Annotated in this window: 20 protein-coding genes and 2 pseudogenes; 7 read left to right on the top strand and 15 right to left on the bottom strand. The window is 58.7% G+C overall.

Annotated elements, in window-relative coordinates:
• Positions 1–149 precede the first annotated feature (149 nt).
• Positions 150–455 (bottom strand): PepSY domain-containing protein, encoded by a 306-nt coding sequence (locus tag ACVHNU_RS17955; RefSeq protein WP_003227338.1) that lies wholly within the window; start codon positions 453–455, stop codon positions 150–152.
• 164 nt (positions 456–619) lie between these two features.
• Here ACVHNU_RS17955 and ACVHNU_RS17950 point away from each other — a divergent pair, with 164 nt between their 5' ends.
• The gene (locus tag ACVHNU_RS17950; RefSeq protein ID WP_473017978.1) at positions 620–1,498 is read left to right on the top strand and encodes a sterol desaturase family protein; all 879 of its coding nucleotides are present in this window, start codon (positions 620–622) and stop codon (positions 1,496–1,498) included.
• A gap of 1 nt (position 1,499) precedes the next feature.
• Here ACVHNU_RS17950 and ACVHNU_RS17945 read toward each other — a convergent pair whose 3' ends face one another.
• Together ACVHNU_RS17945 and ACVHNU_RS17940 are read right to left on the bottom strand one after the other, a co-directional pair.
• The gene (locus ACVHNU_RS17945) at positions 1,500–2,183 is read right to left on the bottom strand and encodes a helix-turn-helix transcriptional regulator (protein ID WP_473017977.1); all 684 of its coding nucleotides are present in this window, start codon (positions 2,181–2,183) and stop codon (positions 1,500–1,502) included.
• On the bottom strand, positions 2,184–3,311 hold the full coding sequence (locus ACVHNU_RS17940; RefSeq protein WP_201136798.1) for a glycerophosphodiester phosphodiesterase: 1,128 nt from the start codon (positions 3,309–3,311) through the stop codon (positions 2,184–2,186).
• Between the two features lie 222 nt (positions 3,312–3,533).
• Here ACVHNU_RS17940 and ACVHNU_RS17935 point away from each other — a divergent pair, with 222 nt between their 5' ends.
• Complete coding sequence (locus ACVHNU_RS17935; protein ID WP_003227331.1) at positions 3,534–3,860, top strand: DUF2025 family protein; 327 nt, start codon at positions 3,534–3,536, stop codon at positions 3,858–3,860.
• A gap of 195 nt (positions 3,861–4,055) precedes the next feature.
• On the opposite strand, the gene ACVHNU_RS17930 is transcribed toward ACVHNU_RS17935, so the two are convergent.
• Together ACVHNU_RS17930 and ACVHNU_RS17925 are read right to left on the bottom strand one after the other, a co-directional pair.
• Positions 4,056–4,370, bottom strand: coding sequence for an antibiotic biosynthesis monooxygenase family protein (locus tag ACVHNU_RS17930; RefSeq protein WP_262142108.1), 315 nt, complete (start codon positions 4,368–4,370; stop codon positions 4,056–4,058).
• A complete protein-coding gene (locus tag ACVHNU_RS17925; RefSeq protein WP_473017976.1) occupies positions 4,367–5,068 on the bottom strand; it encodes a CTP synthase C-terminal region-related (seleno)protein in 702 nt (233 codons plus the stop codon). The genes ACVHNU_RS17930 and ACVHNU_RS17925 overlap by 4 nt, the downstream gene beginning before the upstream one ends.
• Before the next feature lie 43 nt (positions 5,069–5,111).
• Between ACVHNU_RS17925 and ACVHNU_RS17920 the strand changes: the two genes are divergently transcribed.
• Entirely contained in the window at positions 5,112–6,053 is a 942-nt protein-coding gene (locus ACVHNU_RS17920; protein ID WP_473020082.1) for a LysR family transcriptional regulator, read from the top strand.
• On the opposite strand, the gene ACVHNU_RS17915 is transcribed toward ACVHNU_RS17920, so the two are convergent.
• From ACVHNU_RS17915 to ACVHNU_RS17895, 5 genes and pseudogenes are all read right to left on the bottom strand, one after another.
• Entirely contained in the window at positions 6,054–6,587 is a 534-nt protein-coding gene (locus tag ACVHNU_RS17915) for a DUF1003 domain-containing protein (protein WP_473017975.1), read from the bottom strand.
• A 387-nt stretch (positions 6,588–6,974) separates the two neighbouring features.
• Positions 6,975–7,412: pseudogene (locus ACVHNU_RS17910) on the bottom strand (methyl-accepting chemotaxis protein); the annotation flags it as partial.
• A 108-nt stretch (positions 7,413–7,520) separates the two neighbouring features.
• Positions 7,521–8,204, bottom strand: a pseudogene (locus ACVHNU_RS17905) (PAS domain-containing protein); the annotation flags it as partial.
• A 274-nt stretch (positions 8,205–8,478) separates the two neighbouring features.
• Positions 8,479–9,552, bottom strand: coding sequence for a diguanylate cyclase (locus tag ACVHNU_RS17900; protein ID WP_473020081.1), 1,074 nt, complete (start codon positions 9,550–9,552; stop codon positions 8,479–8,481).
• A gap of 156 nt (positions 9,553–9,708) precedes the next feature.
• Positions 9,709–10,317 (bottom strand): TetR/AcrR family transcriptional regulator, encoded by a 609-nt coding sequence (locus ACVHNU_RS17895; protein ID WP_103520091.1) that lies wholly within the window; start codon positions 10,315–10,317, stop codon positions 9,709–9,711.
• Between the two features lie 217 nt (positions 10,318–10,534).
• Here ACVHNU_RS17895 and ACVHNU_RS17890 point away from each other — a divergent pair, with 217 nt between their 5' ends.
• Positions 10,535–11,590 carry an MBL fold metallo-hydrolase gene (locus ACVHNU_RS17890; protein WP_473017974.1) on the top strand — a complete coding sequence of 352 codons (1,056 nt, stop codon included), beginning with the start codon at positions 10,535–10,537 and terminating at the stop codon, positions 11,588–11,590.
• A gap of 36 nt (positions 11,591–11,626) precedes the next feature.
• Here ACVHNU_RS17890 and ACVHNU_RS17885 read toward each other — a convergent pair whose 3' ends face one another.
• The 3 genes from ACVHNU_RS17885 to ACVHNU_RS17875 all read right to left on the bottom strand — a co-directional run bounded on the left by ACVHNU_RS17885 (position 11,627) and on the right by ACVHNU_RS17875 (position 13,080).
• Positions 11,627–11,893, bottom strand: coding sequence for an XRE family transcriptional regulator (locus ACVHNU_RS17885; protein WP_247868474.1), 267 nt, complete (start codon positions 11,891–11,893; stop codon positions 11,627–11,629).
• 11 nt (positions 11,894–11,904) lie between these two features.
• Positions 11,905–12,219, bottom strand: a complete 315-nt coding sequence (locus tag ACVHNU_RS17880; protein WP_123588732.1) for an XRE family transcriptional regulator — start codon at positions 12,217–12,219, stop codon at positions 11,905–11,907.
• A 93-nt stretch (positions 12,220–12,312) separates the two neighbouring features.
• Positions 12,313–13,080 carry an AraC family transcriptional regulator gene (locus ACVHNU_RS17875; protein WP_103485866.1) on the bottom strand — a complete coding sequence of 256 codons (768 nt, stop codon included), beginning with the start codon at positions 13,078–13,080 and terminating at the stop codon, positions 12,313–12,315.
• Positions 13,081–13,192: 112 nt separating this feature from the next.
• On the opposite strand from ACVHNU_RS17875, the gene ACVHNU_RS17870 reads away from it, so the two are divergent.
• Positions 13,193–14,008, top strand: a complete 816-nt coding sequence (locus tag ACVHNU_RS17870; RefSeq protein WP_473017972.1) for a sulfite exporter TauE/SafE family protein — start codon at positions 13,193–13,195, stop codon at positions 14,006–14,008.
• Positions 14,009–14,071: 63 nt separating this feature from the next.
• Positions 14,072–15,211 carry a hypothetical protein gene (locus ACVHNU_RS17865; RefSeq protein WP_473017971.1) on the top strand — a complete coding sequence of 380 codons (1,140 nt, stop codon included), beginning with the start codon at positions 14,072–14,074 and terminating at the stop codon, positions 15,209–15,211.
• 3 nt (positions 15,212–15,214) lie between these two features.
• Here the strand turns inward: ACVHNU_RS17865 and ACVHNU_RS17860 are convergent, their stop codons facing one another.
• A complete protein-coding gene (locus ACVHNU_RS17860) occupies positions 15,215–16,198 on the bottom strand; it encodes a hypothetical protein (protein WP_473017970.1) in 984 nt (327 codons plus the stop codon).
• Between the two features lie 261 nt (positions 16,199–16,459).
• On the opposite strand from ACVHNU_RS17860, the gene ACVHNU_RS17855 reads away from it, so the two are divergent.
• The gene (locus tag ACVHNU_RS17855; RefSeq protein ID WP_473017969.1) at positions 16,460–17,272 is read left to right on the top strand and encodes an HNH endonuclease; all 813 of its coding nucleotides are present in this window, start codon (positions 16,460–16,462) and stop codon (positions 17,270–17,272) included.
• On the opposite strand, the gene ACVHNU_RS17850 is transcribed toward ACVHNU_RS17855, so the two are convergent.
• Positions 17,238–17,798, bottom strand: coding sequence for a BRO-N domain-containing protein (locus ACVHNU_RS17850; RefSeq protein WP_473017968.1), 561 nt, complete (start codon positions 17,796–17,798; stop codon positions 17,238–17,240). The genes ACVHNU_RS17855 and ACVHNU_RS17850 overlap by 35 nt on opposite strands.
• Between the last annotated feature and the right edge of the window lie 33 nt (positions 17,799–17,831).

Raw genomic sequence — 17,831 nt, 5'->3', positions numbered from 1 at the left:
CGGCTGCATTGGTTGATTGATTGGGGGCCATACTAGCGGTCTGATGGCGGTTTTGGCATCCCTTCAGGCTGCATCCGCGTGATTTGCCGGCAAACGGACGCAAAAAAGCCGCACGATCGGTGATCGTGCGGCTTTCGGGTGACGGTGTATCAGGTGTCTAGCTTGTTGCTCAGCACCTTGCCGGTGGTGGCGTCGAAGTCGACGTCAAACTCTTTGCCATCGGCGGTTTTCAGCTCGACTTCGTACTCGTAACCGTTGAAGTGGTTATCCAGGTCGGTGTCGGTGATGGTCGCACCCGGGTGCAGTTTCAGCGCTTCGGCGTTCATCGACTCCAGCGACTTGATCTTGCCGTCCTTCACCAGTTGCGGGATCTGGTCGACGCGCACATCAGCCTGGGCCAGGCCAGCGGTCAGGGTCAGAGCGGCGGCGGTGAACAGGGCAGTCAAAGTTTTCATCGTTTCGTTCCTTGGGTATCGAATGGGGTTGATCTGTTTCAGTGGGGCCAGACTAACCAGCGCAACTTAATTCACCCTTAATTGGCCTTGTTCGATTGCGTCGTTTGTTCAATTGCCGTTCGCCGCGCGCTCGCATGCTGTGCCTTCGATCAACGGAGGTGCACATGAAACGCAGGGTTGCCGGGTTGTACGCGCCAGTGTTCTGGGTCGGATTCATCGGGTTCGGAGTTTGGGTGTCGGAGGTGTCGACGTTGTGCTTGTTGCCGCTGTTTGTCAGCGCGCTGCTCGTTTCGTTTGTTGCCGAATGGTCGCTGCCCTATGAGCCGGGCTGGAACCATCCGGCCGGGGACCGGCGCCGCGACATCCTGCACGCATTAGTCAACGAAGCACTGAATGCACTGGGCCTGCTGGCATTGCCGGGCCTGGTAACGCTTTTTGCGATCGACGGCGCATGGCCGCGGGAGTGGCCGTTATGGCTGCAGCTGGCGCTGGCGATATTCATTGCCGACGCCGGGATCAGCCTGATGCATTACGCCAGCCACCGCGTGGCGTGGCTATGGCGGCTGCACGCGGTGCATCACAGTGTCGAGCGACTGTATGGTTTCAACGGTTTGATGAAACATCCGCTGCATCAACTGCTGGAAGCGACGTCGGGGCTGCTACCGTTGCTGGTGCTGGGCATTCCCTCGCAGGTCGCGGCGTTACTGGCGTTTGCCATTGCCATTCAACTGCTCTTGCAGCACTCGAATGTCGATATCCGCATGGGGCCACTGCGCTGGATTTTCGCCTGGGCGCCGCTGCACCGCTTTCATCACATGAAGTACGGGCGGGCCGGGGACGTCAATTTCGGGCTGTTTTTTACGCTGTGGGACTGGCTGTTGGGCACCGGTTTCTACACCCCGGACTATCAGATCCGCCAAGGCGATCTGGGAATTGGCAGCCGCCCGGATTTTCCCCGTGACTACGCCGCGCAATTGCTTGATCCGTTCGCGACGGTCACGTTGAGTCGCGAGCCAGTGGTGCCGCCAGCGTTGCGCCGTTGAGTCAGTCCAGCAGTTGCAAATCGATACGCCGCAACGCCTGACACGCGGTGACGCCGAAGAGTTTTTTCACGCTGCGCGAGAAGTGCGCCGAATCGGCAAACCCCGCCGAATGTGCCGCATCGGTCACTGGGCTGCCCAGCAGAATCGCCGCCATCGCCAGGCGCAAGCGGCGCCACAGCACCAGTCGGCGCACCGGCAGACCGACCTGACTGACGAACAGCCGCTGCAACTGACTCAGCGACACATGTGCAGCGTCAGCCACGGCGCGCGCCGCGACTTTGTCGATCAGCGAAGCATCGATGGCAGCCAGTGCGCGTTCGATGCGTGGATCGCTCAGCGAGCGGCGCGGACATTGGCGTATCGCGCGATCAAGTGCGGGCAGCGACAGTTCGGCGGCAGACAGTCGATCGACAAGCGTCTGCGCATCAAACAGCAGCGGTTCGGCGTAAACGGTAAACAGCGGATCCGGCGCGTCGACAATCGCGTGGCGCACATTGGAAGCAATCAGCAGCGGGGAGGCGGTGACAGGCGCGCCGTCCAACAGCACGGTGGCCGGACGCTCGGGAGCGAGGATGATCTGGTGGGCGTAGTGGGAATGGGGCGCGGTGCGCCCCGACACTCCGTGGATCAGGCCATAGTCGTTCCCCAGCCAGAGGCGGCCTGTCCACTCGGTGTGCGTGTTCACTCAGAACCCGTTGTTCTTCAACACCTGATCAACACTGGCCGCCGCCGGGCGCTTGTAGAACTTCAACAGTTCGCTGGCGCGGTTGGTGAAGATGCCGTCGACACCTGCCGCCATGACTTTCTCGAAGTCCACCGGCTCATCGACGGTGTAGACGTGCACCAGCATGCCCTGATCGTGGGTGTATTTGTTCATCCACGGTTGCACCAGATCCGAATAGCTCTGGTCGCCGCCCTTGGTCAGCTTGGCCGAAGGGCCGGTGCCGATGGCGCCCTGCGACTTGGCGAAATCCACCCATTGTTTGAATTCGGCTTCGGACTTCGGCTCTTGCTTGCCGTAGAACACGTTCTTGTCCTTCTCGCCGGACTCGGCAAAGGTCACTTTCGACTTCGGCTCGATGCTGCCTTCGCCAACCCACAGCAGGAGGATTTTCGGCACTTGCGGCATTTCCTTTTGCAGCAGTTCGAGGCTGTTTTTCTCGAAGGTCTGCAGGATCACCTTGCCTTTGCCCTGGCCGACGCCGAGTTCGCTCTTGGCCAGTTTCGAACCGGCCGGGCTCAGCCAGCCGCGATCCTGCAGCTTCTCTTTGAGGTCATGCTCGATGCCGGGAAACAGCTGCGGCTCCTTGGTCTCGATGTACAGGCCCGGCTTGTGCTGCGGGTTGGCCTGGGCGATGTCGATGATTTCGTCGAGGGTCAGGATCTTCAGGCCGGCGTAGGTCGGACGCGCGCGATCCGGGTAGGCCTTGTTGTACCAGCTGCCGGCGTCGAGGGTTTTCAGTTCGGCCATGGTGAAGGCATTGGCCGGGCTGTCTTTGCGCTCAGGGAACTTGCTGGCGACATCCGTGGTGCGTTGCAGGTTGTTGTCGTGCAGCGCGAACAGCACGCCGTCCTTGCTGCGTTGCAGGTCCATTTCCAGGTAATCGGCGCCGAGGTCGCGGGCCAGTTTGTAGGACGCGGCGGTGGACTCCGGTGCATCGAAGGATGCGCCACGGTGGGCGATCACGGCTGGATGCGGGATGCCATGGGCGGCGGCCAGCGCGTCGATGTTGGTCTGGGCGGCGGCGTGGGCCTGGCCGAAACCGAGCATCAGGCTCAGCATGAGAGCGCTTTTGGTGAAAGTGGCGGGCATGTTCGAGTTCCTTTCGCAGGGCATTTTCAAAGACGTACCTTTTAACAACTGAATCGATTGCGTGCTATCGCCAGACCGACATAAACGTATTAAAAGCGATTTTTCCTGCACTTTTGTGGCGCGGTTTGCAGTACGCTTGCCCGTGGCAGACGCCCCGGCAGAGGGCGGGCCGAGTCTGTTGCCCTGCGTGTAAACCATCGATGATTTTTCGTGAGGTTTACCATGCGCATCACTTCTCAACTCATCTGTCAGGCTGCCGATGACCTCAAGGGCTTTGTCGGCCTCAACCGCAAGACCGGCCAGTACATCGTGCGTTTCAGCGAGGATTCGTTCGGCATGGACGTGGCTGATGACGGCATCATTCCCACCAGCGAATTTGTCTGGGCGCGGGTTTCGGATACGACCATGACCCTGAAGCGCGAGCTGATCCAGTTGTTGCTGGATCAGAACATTGATGACCGGATCAACATCACCGAGCCGTTGCGGGTGTACATGAGCAAGGTTGAGGTGCCGGAGATTGTGGCGGTGCGCAGTCTGGTGAAAGGCTGAAGTTTTGTAGTGGCTGTTGCGGCCTCTTCGCGAGCAAGCCCGCTCCCACATTGGATCTGTGGCGTTCACAAATTCCTGTGGGAGCAGGCTTGCCAGCGATGGGGCCAGTGAGAACACAACCAAATTCAAAGCTCAAACGCTGTACCTGTGGGAGCGGGCTTGCTCGCGAAGAGGCCAGTCAGCACGCCGCCATCGTCACTGCCCAAACCGATACTCCCGCTCCACCCGACACACCCGCGTCTGAAATTTCGAATACCACTGCGCCCGCCCACGCGCCTGAATCACCCGGTGCTCGGGATGCTCGCGCCAGGCCAGAATCGCCGCCTCGCTCTGCCAGTAGGAAATGGTGATCCCGACCCCGTCTTCCCCGCGAATCGAATCAATGCCGAGAAACCCCGGTTGCTCGCTGACCAGTTCCATCATGCGCTCGGAGGCCGCGGCGTAACCGTTGTCACCCTCGGTGCGGGTCGAGGTGAAAATCACGGCGAAACAGGTTTCGTCCGGTTTCATGGGCGCAGCTCCACGCACGCTTCGACGAACGCCCGCACCAGTGGCGGGATCTGGCCCTTGAGCGCGGCGCGTTCCGGCTGGAACAGCGTGGCGACAAAAAACACATGGTCTTTCAATTCGATCGCCCGCAAGGCGCCCGCCGAATCGTGCCCCACGGCGTGTAGCTGATGAGTCAGCAATTCTCGTTCGAACTGCGGATTCACACCGTAGCGACAGCGATAGCCTTCATGAATCTCCGACGCTTCGTACGCCGTGGCAATCAACGAGCCGGCGACCAGATGAATGCTGTCCACTGCCTCCACCAATGAGCAGGTAAGCGGCGTGAGCACCGCTCGCTGCGAGTCCGGCGACGTTTCACCATGCTCGGCATCGGCCCAGCCCAGCACGTTGCGGGAAAATTCCAGCACCGCATGCTGAAAACCGCCGCAGGTGCCGAGGAAAGGGCGCTGTTGTTCGCGGGCATAACGGATGGCCCTGAGTGCGCCAGCTTCACTCTTGTAGGGACTGGCCGGGACGCACCAGAAACCGTCGAAGTTTTGCAGCGGAGCATCGGCGTGGATCTGCTCGGTGGGCAGCCATTCGAATTGCACATCGCAGCCGCTCTGCTCGGCGATCAGGCCGAGGGCAACGGGGATTGCCTGGTGGGCGGTGACTTGGGGGTCGTGATCGCCGATCAGGGCGATGGAAATGGCGTCCATGGGATTTCCTTGATTTGAGTGAGTGATGAATCTCTGTGTGCAGTTGTCGATCACCGGGGCTCACTATAGATTGGCGTTCACGCACTCAATATTGGCGTTTCCCCAAGTGATCAATGCAGCGACGCACTATCGGCTCGACTACCCGGATCTGGCGCTGATCCTCGCTTTGGTGCGTGGCGGCTCTCTGGCCCGGGCGTCGCAGTTGCTCAGGGTCGATGTGTCGACGGTGTTTCGCGCGGTGCGTCGTCTGGAGTCAGCGCTGGGTCAGCAATTGTTCGAAAAGAGCCGCGCCGGTTACCTGCCAACCACCCTCGCGCAGACTTTGGCCGAGCAGGCCGAACGCGCCGAGCAGGCACTGGAAGCGGCGCGGATCGGCGTGGAGCAGGGCGGCGAAGTGGTCAGCGGCACGGTGCGCCTGACCTGTACCGATTCGGTGCTGCAAGGTCTGCTGCTACCGGCGTTGGCGCAGTTCATGCCGAACTATCCGGCGCTGACCATCGAGCTGAGCACCACCAACGATTTCGCCAACCTCAGCCGCCGCGATGCCGACATCGCCCTGCGCCTGACGCGTACGCCGCCGGAGCACCTGGTCGGACGGCAATTGGCGAAGGTTTCCTACCGGGTCTGCGCCAGTGCGCGTTACCTGCAAAACGTCGATGCGACGGATCTGGCGGCGCTGACCTGGATTGCTCCGGACGAGTTTTTGCCCGATCACCCGACCGTCGTCTGGCGGCGCCAACAGTTGCCCGGCGTGATCCCGAGTTATCGCTGCAACAGCATGCTTTCGGTCACTGAACTGGTGCGTGCCGGGCTGGGCGTGGCGGCGTTGCCGGATTTTCTGATGACCGAGGGTTTACAGGCCTTGAGCGAACCGCTGCACGGTTATGACACCGCGCTGTGGTTGCTCACCCGCCCGGACTGCCGGGCGTTGCGCTCGGTGGTCACGCTGTTCGATGAACTCGGGCGGGCGCTGCGACTGGCGTGATCAGGGCTGGCGAGTCTGGCAAATGTGTTCGTGCAACTCGCGGGTCAAACCCTCAATGCGTTCGGTCAGGCTTTTGGTCATTTTGGTGAGCTGGGTGTTCTGCTCCAACAACTCGAGCAGTTGCGTAGTGGTCTTCGCCGCCTGCGCCTGACGTTCGGTGTTGGCCTCCGCCAGCGCTTCGCGGTGCTGTGCATCGGCATCCGCTTGCGCCTTGTCGCGCGCGGCCTGACGGGTTTGTGCCAGCAGAATCAACGGTGCGGCATAAGCCGATTGCAGGCTGAACGCGAGGTTCAGAAGAATGAACGGGTAAACGTCGAAGGTGGTGACGCCCGTCACGTTGAGTACAACCCATAACAGCACGATCAGGGTTTGCGCGCCCAGAAACGTCGGCGTGCCGAAAAATCGCGCGAACGCCTCGGCGCGCAGGGCGAACTTGTCGTTGCCGAAAGTGGTGTTCAAGTGGGCGTGAGTGCGGTGGAAACGCAGGTGATCGACTGGGGCAGCAGCGGGCGTGTCAGGTTTTTCTGTGGTCATGATGGGCTCGGCAGGATTTGGGACTGAAGATCACTATAGCCCTGCATCAAGGCTGACGGCCCCTTCGCGAGCAAGCCCGCTCCCACCCTGAAACGCATTTCCCTGTGGGAGCGGGCTTGCTCGCGAAGGCCGCGACTCGGTCTAAAGCCTCATCACCGCGATCAATCGGGCGCCCGCTCATCGGCAAACATGCTCCCACCCTGGAACGCATTTCCCTGTGGGAGCGGGCTTGCTCGCGAAGGCCGCGACTCGGTCTAAAGCCTCAGCACCGCGATCAATCGGGCGCCCGCTCATCGGCAAACATGCTCCCACCCTGGAATGCATTTCCCTGTGGGAGCGGGCTTGCTCGCGAAGGCCGCGACTCGGTCTAAAGCCTCAGCACCGCAATCACCCCGGCGCCCGCTCATTGGCAAACATGCTCACCGCCTGCACCGCTTCACTGGCGCCATCGCGAATCTGCAGAATCACGCTGCCGGCCTGATCCGCCAGTTCAACGCCTTGTGCTGCCCGCCCTCGGGTGCCTTCCATGCTTTTGATCGCCTGGCGGGTTTCGCTCTGGATCAAACCGATCATGTTGGAAATCTCCGCCGTCGAGCCGCTGGTGCGCGCCGCCAGTTGCCGCACCTCATCCGCCACCACCGCAAAGCCGCGGCCCTGATCCCCGGCGCGCGCCGCTTCAATGGCGGCATTGAGCGCCAGCAGGTTGGTCTGGTCGGCAATCGCGCGGATCGTGTTGACGATCGCCGTGATCTGCTCCGAGCGTTCGCCGAGTTGCGCGATCAAGGTCGACGACTGCGCGATGTCGTCAGCGATCTCCCGCATTTCACTGGCCGCTTGCTGGATCACCTGGGTGCCTTGCTCGGCGACTTTCCGGGTTTCCACGGAGATGTGATAAGCCGCGCTGGCGCTGCGGGCATCCTGCTCATGTTGCTCGACGCGGGTGGTGACGTCCGTGGCGAATTTCACCACTTTGCACAGGCGCCCGGAGGCGTCGTACACCGGGTTGTAGTTGGCCTCGAGCCACACAGTCTGCCCGCGCTTGTCGACGCGCTCGAACTGACCCTGAAACAACTCACCCTGGTTCAGCCGCCGCCAGAAATCCTCGTAAGCGCTGCTGTTGACCAGCTCCGGTCGGCAGAACAAGCGGTGATGTTTACCCTTGAGTTCGGCGAGTGTGTAACCCATGCGCGTCAGAAAATTCTGGTTCGCTGTGAGAATACTGCCGTCGAGGTTGAATTCGATCACCGCCATCGCCCGGTCGATTGCCTGAAGCTTGGCGTTGGCCTCGCTTTCCTGCTGCACCTTGGTCGTTACGTTCATGGCGAACTTGACCACTTTGACCACGCGCCCCGACGCATCCTTGATTGGGTTGTAGTTGGCTTCGAGCCAGATCGGCTGCCCCTTGCTGTCCACGCGCTCGAAGGTGCCGGACTGGAACTGGCCGTTTTTCAGGCGCGACCACAATTCGGTGTATTGCGCGCTACGGCCAAACTCCGGGGTGCAGAACAAGCGATGAGGCTGGCCGATCACCTGTTCGGCGCGGTAACCCATGGTTTTGAGAAAGTTGTCATTGGCCTTCAACACCACGCCATCGAGGTCGAACTCGATCACCGCCATGGAGCGGTTGATGGCTTCGAGCAGGCCATTCTGTTCGGTGATGGTGTGTTGAAGGTCGTTGAGAGCGGACTGATGGCGATTGAAGAACATGTGAGCAGTACCTGGAAGTAGGGAAAGACGAGGTTTGTGTCCCTGTTTCCGCGCTGGCAGAGCAAATGCCGGATGAACATTTGCCATTAACTGCAAAGTGCCAGCATCCAGGCTGACGCGCCAATCTTATACAAACTAATTAGTCTTGTACAAGAAAGTGCGCGCCAACATGTGTAGAGCTTTTTCAAAGGCTGAATTGGCTGGCGTCGTTTGAGCTCGGTCGACCCAGCGCCACGCTGATCGTGTTGCGCCCCGTGTGTTTGGCGGTGTACAGCGCCTTGTCGGCGTCATCCAGCCAGGCAATCGCATCGGTGTAGGAAGGCTGAAACCGCGCCAGGCCGATACTCAGGCTGACCCGCAATTCCGGCACATCGGGATGACGGTACTGGTGCAAGGCCTGGCGCAATTGTTCCATCCGCGCCTCGGCCTTGAGCAGTGGTTGGTCGGGCAGGATCACGCAGAACTCGTCGCCGCCATACCGGCCCGCCGGTTCACCTTCGGCCAGCAGTTTGAGTTCACGGGCCAGATGGCGCAGCACGGCGTCACCAATGATGTGCCCGTAGTTATCGTTGATGGTCTTGAAGTGATCGATGTCGATCAGCGCCAGAATGTCCGGGACGTGCTGCTGCTGGCAGCGCTCGAATTTGCTGTGCAGCAGATCTTTCCAGGCGCCGTGATTGAGCAGCCCGGTGAGGCTGTCGGTGCGGCTCAGGGCGCTCAACGCTCGTTTGTGCTGGGCGAGTTTGATCGCCAGTTGATAAGACACCATGCCCAGTGCCAGCGGATAAAGGGTGAGCATCGGCAGGCAGGCCCAGACCTGGATCTGCGTCATGGTCAGGCTGAACTTGAAACCGAAAATTGCCCAGCCCAGCAGCAACCCGGCGAACTGGGCGAGTGCACCGAATACGAACAGACGTCGGCCCCCGGCGGCGACATTGTTCATGGTCATCATCGACAGGATGGTCACGGTGGTCAGCGGGTTGAACTGAAAACACGCGGTCCAGAAGCCGCCGCACAACGAGTCGTACAACAGATTGCGACGTTCGGCGTGGTAGGGAAAGTTCGAGCGGGTCGAAACCTGAAAGGCCAGATGCGGCCAGATAAAACCGTTGAACACCAGCAGCGCCCATAGCCAGGCCGGCATGTGCAGCGGATACAGTGCTGCCGCGACGCTGAAAAAGCCGACGCCCAGACCGATGGCCCTGGGCAGGTAGATGCGTCTGGCGAATGACAAGCCTTTGCCGCGTTGGTTTTCCATGATGTCCTGCGCCAGATTCATCCTGAAATACTTTGCAGTGTCTTTTTCAGGCTGACCGTTCGTCGGTCAAATGTCGGACATTGTCATTTATTCCAGCGGGAATAATCAGTGTCCTTCCGAGCCATTTAATCGCTGTGTCCGCAGGAGAGGGGCGGTCTAGAGATGGTATCGCGCCAGAAACATCTCCATTGCCGACTCGGCCACGGCTTGTTGTGTTGCCGCATCCAGCGGCGCCTGGCCCATGGAAATCTGTGGCCAGAAACCAAACGACTTCAACAGCCCCTGCACCTGCTGCGCGGCGAATTCCGGATCAACGGCTTTGAGCCGACCATCCGCCTGAGCGGCGCGAATCCACACCGTCAAGCCTTCTTCCCGCTCGCCCATGCGCGCCACCATATCCTGCGCGCGCTCCGGAGAATGGATGGTGGCGGCAATCGCCACCCGCGCCAGACCGAGAAAATTGTCATCGGCCATCATCTGCAGTTTAGCCAACAACATCTGCTGCAGTTGCTCGCGCAGCGGCTGATCCGGGCGATAGGTCACGGCCTGTTCGGCAGTGATGCGTGCCCAGAGCTGGTTGAGAATTTCGGCGAACAGTTCTTCTTTGCTCGGGAAATGGTTGTAAACCGTGCGCTTCGACACCCCGGCGGTGGCCGCGATCTTGTCCATGCTGGTGATCTCGAACCCGTTGGCACGGAATTCGGCAATCGCCGCCTGAATGATGGCTTCGCGTTTGCGGTCGGTGAGGCGCTTTGGAGCTGTCATAAGTACGCTTCGGCAGAGAAGGGGGGGGAATTACACTTGGCAGTTTACTTGTCATCCGGTTTGATGCAACCTAGAAACTACACCGCCCAGTGTAATGTTGCGTTAATCCGCGCAACCTAAAAACCAAACAGTTCGGCTGATGCGTGCGTGCCTTGGCCATTTATCGTCCCACCGTGAAAAACCGTGAATTGCGCGGTTTTTCTGGAGTCTCTCAGTCATGGCCAACCCAGAATTCCCTGCGGATCAAACTTCCACGCCTGAAGCCTCTCGCCAGGATCAAGGACTGTTCCGTAACCATGCGCCGGTGCAACGCGAAGGCCTGCGCAAAATGCTGCGGATCATGTGGAACATGATCTTTCACAAGCCACGCAATACCCGTCCCGCTGCTACGATCCCGGTGCATGCGCTGACGCGTGAAGACTTGCTGGCAGCCCCCAACCACAGCGTCTATCGCCTCGGACACTCGACCTTGCTGCTGAAGCTGCGCGACAAATTCTGGATCACCGATCCGGTCTTCGCCGAGCGTGCCTCGCCAGTGCAATGGGCCGGCCCGAAACGCTTTCACCAGCCGCCGATCAGCATCGACCAGTTGCCGCCGATCGAAGCGGTGATCCTGTCGCACAACCACTACGACCACCTCGATTACCAGGCGGTACTGAAACTGGCGGCTAAAACCAATTACTTCCTGACCCCGCTGGGCGTCGGCGATACCCTGATCAAGTGGGGCATCGACGTCGGCAAAGTCCGTCAATACGACTGGTGGCAGGGCACTGAAATTGCCGGTATCCGCTTCGTCGCCACCCCGTCGCAGCATTTCTCCGGCCGTGGCCTGTTCGACGGCAACAGCACCCTCTGGGCCTCGTGGGTGATGATCGACGGCGACACGCGGATCTTCTTCAGCGGCGACAGCGGCTACTTCGACGGCTTCAAACGCATCGGCGAACAGTACGGCCCGTTCGACCTGACCCTGATGGAAACCGGCGCCTACAACGTCGAATGGCCGCACGTGCACATGCAACCCGAAGAAACCCTGCAAGCCCACATCGACCTCAAGGGCCGTTGGCTGTTTCCGATCCACAACGGCACCTTCGACCTGGCGATGCACGCCTGGCACGAACCGTTTGATCGCATCCTGTCACTGGCCTGGGAACGCAGTGTTGCGATCACCACGCCGCAAATGGGCGAGGCGTTCAACTTGATGCAGCCGCAGCGCGGGAGTGCTTGGTGGTTGGCGGTTGAAGGGGAGAGTGAGGGCGTGGTTCAGAACGCCTGATGAGTTAAAACTGGTTCGCCTCTATAGAGGCGAACCTTATTTTTCGAGATTGTTTTCCGACATCAAGTCCCCATAGCTCACCAACGTGGAAACGTTTATGTCGCGGAATTTCCCCCGGAGAATCTCTTCCAGACTTTCCGGATTCAAACCAAGTCTTTGAGCTACGTCGGCTTTGCTCATGGGAGCTGTTTCGATGAGTGCAGCTAATCGTGTGACATGCCGGGCCTTATTTTGCATGTCACCCGCATCCACGCCTTCCAGATCCTTATAAACGCAACCTTTGCTTTCTTCGATTTCACTCAATTTCCACGTCCTTATTCAGCCATCGCATAATCCCCACGCCCCACTGCTTCCGATGGCGCGCCCATACTCGCACTGCGACCCGGCGCAAACCCCGGAAAGAACACCAGCCCCTGCGCCTCAAACCGGTAAGCCAGCGCCAGCCGCGCCGCATCCGCGACGTCCTGCTGCGCTTCAAACCGCTGAATATCGTCCACCGCAACCTGCGCCTCGCGCGACAGCTGTTCCACGCTCCAGCCCAGCATCGCTCGGGCCTGGACGCAGTGCGTCGGGGTGAACTGGAAAAGGGCAATGCGTTCGAGGATGTGGTTCATCGCAAGAGAGGCCATGGTGTGCTCCGGGCTCAAGAGTGCTGATTGAAAATGTACTGTGTTTTTGTACAGTTGTTTTCGGCCGGGATCAAACGCATTTTTTGATTTGCCCTAGTTCGCCGCCTCCAACCAGACGGACGGTGCCTGTCCGAGGATGCGCCGGAACATCGTCGAGAACGCCGCCGGGCTCTCATAACCGAAATCCAGGGCGATCCGCGTCACCGCTTCACCGGCCGCCAGACGGGCCAGTGCCAGCACCACGCAGGCCTGTTGCCGCCATTGGCTGAAGCTCAACCCGGTCTGCTGCCGAAACAGTCTGTTGAAGGTGCGCAAGCTTATGTGCAACTGCTCGGCCCAGTGTTGCGGCGACTGATGGGCGTTCGGCTGAAGCAGAAAGGTCTGACACAAAGCGAGGAGCTTTCCGTCAGTCGGCAGCGGAATATGCAAGGGCAGGGGCGCACTGCGCGCCAGTTCATGCAGCAGCAGGTCGATCAATACGCCGTCGCGTCCTTCGAGGTCATAAGTCAGCGGCACTTCCACGGCTTCCATCAACAAGTGCCGCATCAACGGTGAAACGCTGATCACCTGACAACGCTGGCCCAAATCCACCGCCCCCGGCTCGATGTACAAACTGCGCGTACTCACACCGAGCATCAGCACTTCATGCGCTACTCCCGGCGGAATCCACACCGCCCGTTGCGGCGGCACTACCCAGTTGCCGTCATGAGTACGAACCTGCATCACCCCGGTCGCGCCGTACAGCAATTGCGCCCGCCGGTGCGTATGAAATGGCAACAGATGGCCGTGGGAATAATCCGTACCGATCGCCACCACCGGGCGCGGAGTGTCATCCAACTGACTGATCGAAATATTGCGCATCGAGGGCGTCCCGGTGATTGGCGTAAACGCAAACATTATTGGCTGAGTTGCTGAAGCAGGCCAAGCCGCGTCGCTCTATTGTCGACCGCTCCCCACCACCGGAAGACGCGCCATGTTCTACCTCCTGCTGACTCTCTTCGGCTGCCTGACCGGCGTCACCGCCGTGCTCTTCGGCTTCGGCGGCGGCTTCGTCGTCGTGCCGTTGCTCTATCGCATGCTCAGCGCCAGCCACGGCACCGACGACCCCATCGGCCAATCGGCCATGCACATCGCCGTCGCCACTTCGACCTGCGTGATGATCGTCAACGCCCTGATCGCCACCGACAAACACCGCCGCGCCGGCAACCTGATCCGCCAATACCTGTGGCCGCTCGGCGGCTTCATCGCCCTCGGCGCGATCATCGGCGCGATAGCCGCGGTGTGGGCCAGCGGCGAAATCATTCGCTACGCCTTCATCGCCTACCTCGGCGTGACCATCATCGACTGCCTGCTCAGACGCGGCTTCCTCACCCGCAGCGAAGGCGTCATCCCACGCCGACTCCGCAGTACAGAAACATCCGGCGGCGGTGTAGGCATCGGCGCCATCGCCACGTTCCTCGGTGTAGGAGGAAGCGTCATGACCGTGCCGCTATTACGCCGCTGCGGACTGAGCATGTCCCAGGCCACATCCATGGCGAACCCGTTGAGCGTGCCGGTGGCAGTGGCCGGGACGCTGACGTACATGGCACTGGCCGGTTTCAGCGAAACGGATCTGGGCGCATGGTTTGTCGGGTATGTGGATTTGCTGGCGTTTGCGGTGCTGACGCTGGGGTCATTGGTCGGGATTCGCTTGGCCACGCCGTGGATCGGGCGGATACCGGATCGGGTGCATGCTTGGGTGTATATCGGTCTGTTAATCGTCGTGATGTTGGGCATGCTGCTCAAGTAGAGCCTCGATTCCTGCGCGCATCCTCTGCATACTTCGCAGCCTCATTCATTCAGGGATCGATCCATGCTCAAGGGACTGCTGCGCCTGGCGCCATACGCTGCGGCGCTGTTCACACTGATTTCCACCACCACCCATGCCGAAGATGGCCGGCGCGTGTTCACCGGTACGCTGGGCAAGATGTCGGTTGTGGTGGAGCTCAACACCACGCGGCAGGACGAAGTCACCGGCCGCTACTTCTACGAGAAGTATCACCGCGACCTGGAACTCAGCGGCTCGCTGCAGGACAGCACGTTGAACCTTGTTGAAGGCAACAACCGCTATGGCGACGACAAACCGCTGCCAACCCTGAAGTTGAAATCCACCGCCAATGGCTGGCAGGGCGAATGGCAAAACCCCAAGGGCAAGAAGCTGCCGGTGCAACTGACCGAAGCCAAACTTCCTGCGCCGAGCGCAACTACGCTGCCCTTTATTGCCACTTTGCCGAAGAGCGATCCCTACGAGTATTTGCGCTTACAGGGACTCAAACTCAAACCGGAGAAGAAAGAAAACTTCATGGGCTACGACCTGCAATGGTGGACGGAGCCTGAGTCGAAGATATCGTTGTTCAGTGTCGAGTCTGGCTATACGAAAGAAGAACAGCAGCGGATTAATAACCACTTGCTCGGACGGCTCTGGACTGAAGTCATCGACTATCACCGCTGCATGATGGATGGCGGGGAATACGCCGAGTTCGATCAAGGAGCTGCCCCGGAGTTTCTCTCACCCGACGTGGTCAGCCTGGACATCTCCACTGGTTACAGCTGCGGCGGCGCCCACCCGGATTTCGGCAGTTCGCCAATCAACCTCGACGTCCACACCGGCGAATTGTTGAAACTCAAAGATGTACTGTGGATTGGTGAACCGAATAACGCGGCCACCGAATACGATCAGATGAAAGTCATGGCGCCTTGGCTGGTCAAACAGTTCACCACGCTCTATCCCGAAGAGATGAAGAAGCCCGCCGAAGATGACGGCAGTTGCGATTACTCCGATGAAAGTGTCTGGGGTTATTCCAACTGGCACTTCACACCGAAGGGGATTTACCTGGGCGCTTACTTCGCCCGTTACCAACGTAACTGCGACAACCCCGATTGGTCAGTGCTGCCGTACTCGCTGGTCAACCAGCATCGTGGCGCAGCCAAACTGCAATTGCCCAAAGGCTAACCGTCACGCCAACCCCGGCGCTTCCCGCACAATGAAGTGATCCAGGTTCTCGATGTTGGCACTGAACACCCCGAACGTCTGTTCGGGGTTCTTCTTGCTCGGCACCTGCTTCAACTCCGGCGTCACCCCATAGAAGAAACAGAACAACTCCTTGTCGCTGTCGATCGCGTGCTTGATCTCTTCCAGAAACGCCTTGCGCTTGCGGTAGTTGTCGATCAACTTCTTGCTCAAGTACACGTTCACCGAATACGGCTTCTTCTTCGCCTCATCCGCCTGCTTGAACCAGACCTTCTGCTCGAAATCGATGCGAAAACTCTGGGTGTAATCCTTGATCTCCTTGATCTTGCCCCAGTAAATCAGCCCCTTGTTGTCCGTCAGATACTCGATCTTCTTGAAGAACGAGCCATAAGGCGCCGTGTGCTCGCCGATCTTCAACGGCATGCGCTTGAGCAACTCCTTGTCGGCGAAGTTCGACACAAAACACTCCACCGGATGCGCAAACACACTGGTCTTGTCCGGCGCCGTCTCACGCCCCGGCGACTCCTTGGAACTCACCTGTGCCACCCGCACCGGATCATCGCGCAACACATCCGCCGCACCCGCAGGCGCAGCAGGCTTGCGCACATACTCACGCCGCGTCAGCAACAACTCCGACGGAAAATGCTCCTCCCGCCCGTCATCCGTTTCGCCATCCGCCGCCTCAACGCCAGATGCCGACGCCTTCAAACTCACATACGGACAACCCGCCACATGCTGCGTCGTGGGCAGATTCTTGAAGTGCGGCGTGCGCACGTAATTCACGTTCTTGGCATTGAAGGTGCCCAACTCGTTGGAAGCATCGAACGTCGAACGACAGGCATCGTTGGGGCACTGGAAATGCTCCTTGGCCGAATCGAACGCCACCGTCTCATCGAAATTGAGATCGCGAACGTCATAGATCGACAACTTGTCGTCGAGACTGAGGCAGTAGGCGAGATCGAATTTCATGGCAGGGCTCGGATCCTTGAGTGGGGGAGGGGTATTAATAGCGGGAGGCGCGTGGTGGTGCACCTACTAATTCTTTTTTTGGTGCAGTGATGCGGTCATTTTCTAGGCTCCGTCAAAGCAATTTAAGAGCAAGAGGTGGAACACATGTCTCACCGAAAGGCTGAAAACTTGGCTTGAGTCAGTTGTGAGAGCCTTCCGTAAGTCGTGTAGGACTTTTCTCTAGATTTGGTAATCTCTAGCCTCTGATAAGAGGATGAGTTGATGCCAGCCGTAATTGCCGAGAATGATTTGTCAAAATGGGCCGATCAAACTGGGGTTCTCTACCACTTCCCGAAGCGGTACAAGGAAATCCTTGTCCAGGGAACAGAAGTTCTCTACTACAAGGGGAAACTGAAAAATAAGGCTTTTGCAGCATTACGTTTGAGTTCTGCACCTCATTATTTTGGTTTGGCTCGGATAGGAAGGGTGTATGCAGACAAGAACAGTAAGCGAGGAGACCTGTTTGCCTCCATTGAGGATTTTCGTCAGTTTGAGTCGGCAATCCCAATAAAGCTCGAGGGGGAGTACCTTGAGCAAATTCCCTCAAATCTAAAGAACAATTACTGGCGTAACGGTGTTCGGTCCATTGATCAAACTGTGTTCGACCGGATCTCATCCAATGCTGTGCTGACGCCATCGCAGGCAGATGACTTCAGCCAGGTTGACGGTACAGAGGATTTTGAAACGGTAATCGTTGGTACTGAAGGTAAAAAATCCACTTATTACGGTGTGAGATACGAGCGTTGTCCCAAGCTTAGACGTCAGGCTATCGCTATTCATGGCCTTCTATGCAAAGCATGTGATTTTGACTTTGAGAAAGCCTATGGGGAGCACGCGAAGGGCTTTATTCATGTACATCACGTGAAGCCCATTTCCGAATTTAAAGAGGAACAGGTTGTCGATCCAGTAACTGACCTTGTTCCTCTCTGTGCAAATTGCCACGCAATTGTTCATAGAAAGCCTCAGCAATTACTGAGTGTTGAGCAATTGAAAGGGCTTCTCAACGGTCGCTGGGTTTTCGATGATTTGACCTAAGTGAATGTGCATATAACTGCAACGTATTTACGACCCGCCGCCACCAAGGATTAGCTTCGATCGTTCGTCGTCGCGGCTGATCATTTAACAGGTAAGGCATATCCCGAAGCCGAATCCATCCCTCATCCTGCCAATGCAGCAAACTCAATGACATCTCCGGCCAATCCAATAAGCTCAACATTGGCCGATTTGAATCTCCCGAATCTGCAGCATCGCGCAATGTCGGCACCACCTCATTGGTCAGCCATTCCCGCAACAACCGATTACCCGGAACGTAGTGATAGACCAACAGCGCGTACACCCCGGACTCACTGATCAGCAGATGCTGTTCTGGTTCTCGAAAGTACTCAATCCACATGAGGCGGCGCTGATCGCTATCTAGCTTGTTGACCACCCGATCATTCAGATGGAAACCCATCAAGCGGCCGACATCGCGAGCGGAGAACCAAGGCTGGTTTTCTAATAGAAGGGCATGGAGAGAAAGGTTGTGGCGAGAGAACACTATTACCGGGAGCGGATCAGACATATCTATGACCTCTACGTTAGATTTTGGGAGGGC

The organism is Pseudomonas sp. Ors-4-3C, assembly GCF_055755035.1.
The sequence above is the reverse complement of the archived record's forward strand: the minus strand, read 5'-3'. Positions and strand labels throughout refer to the sequence as shown.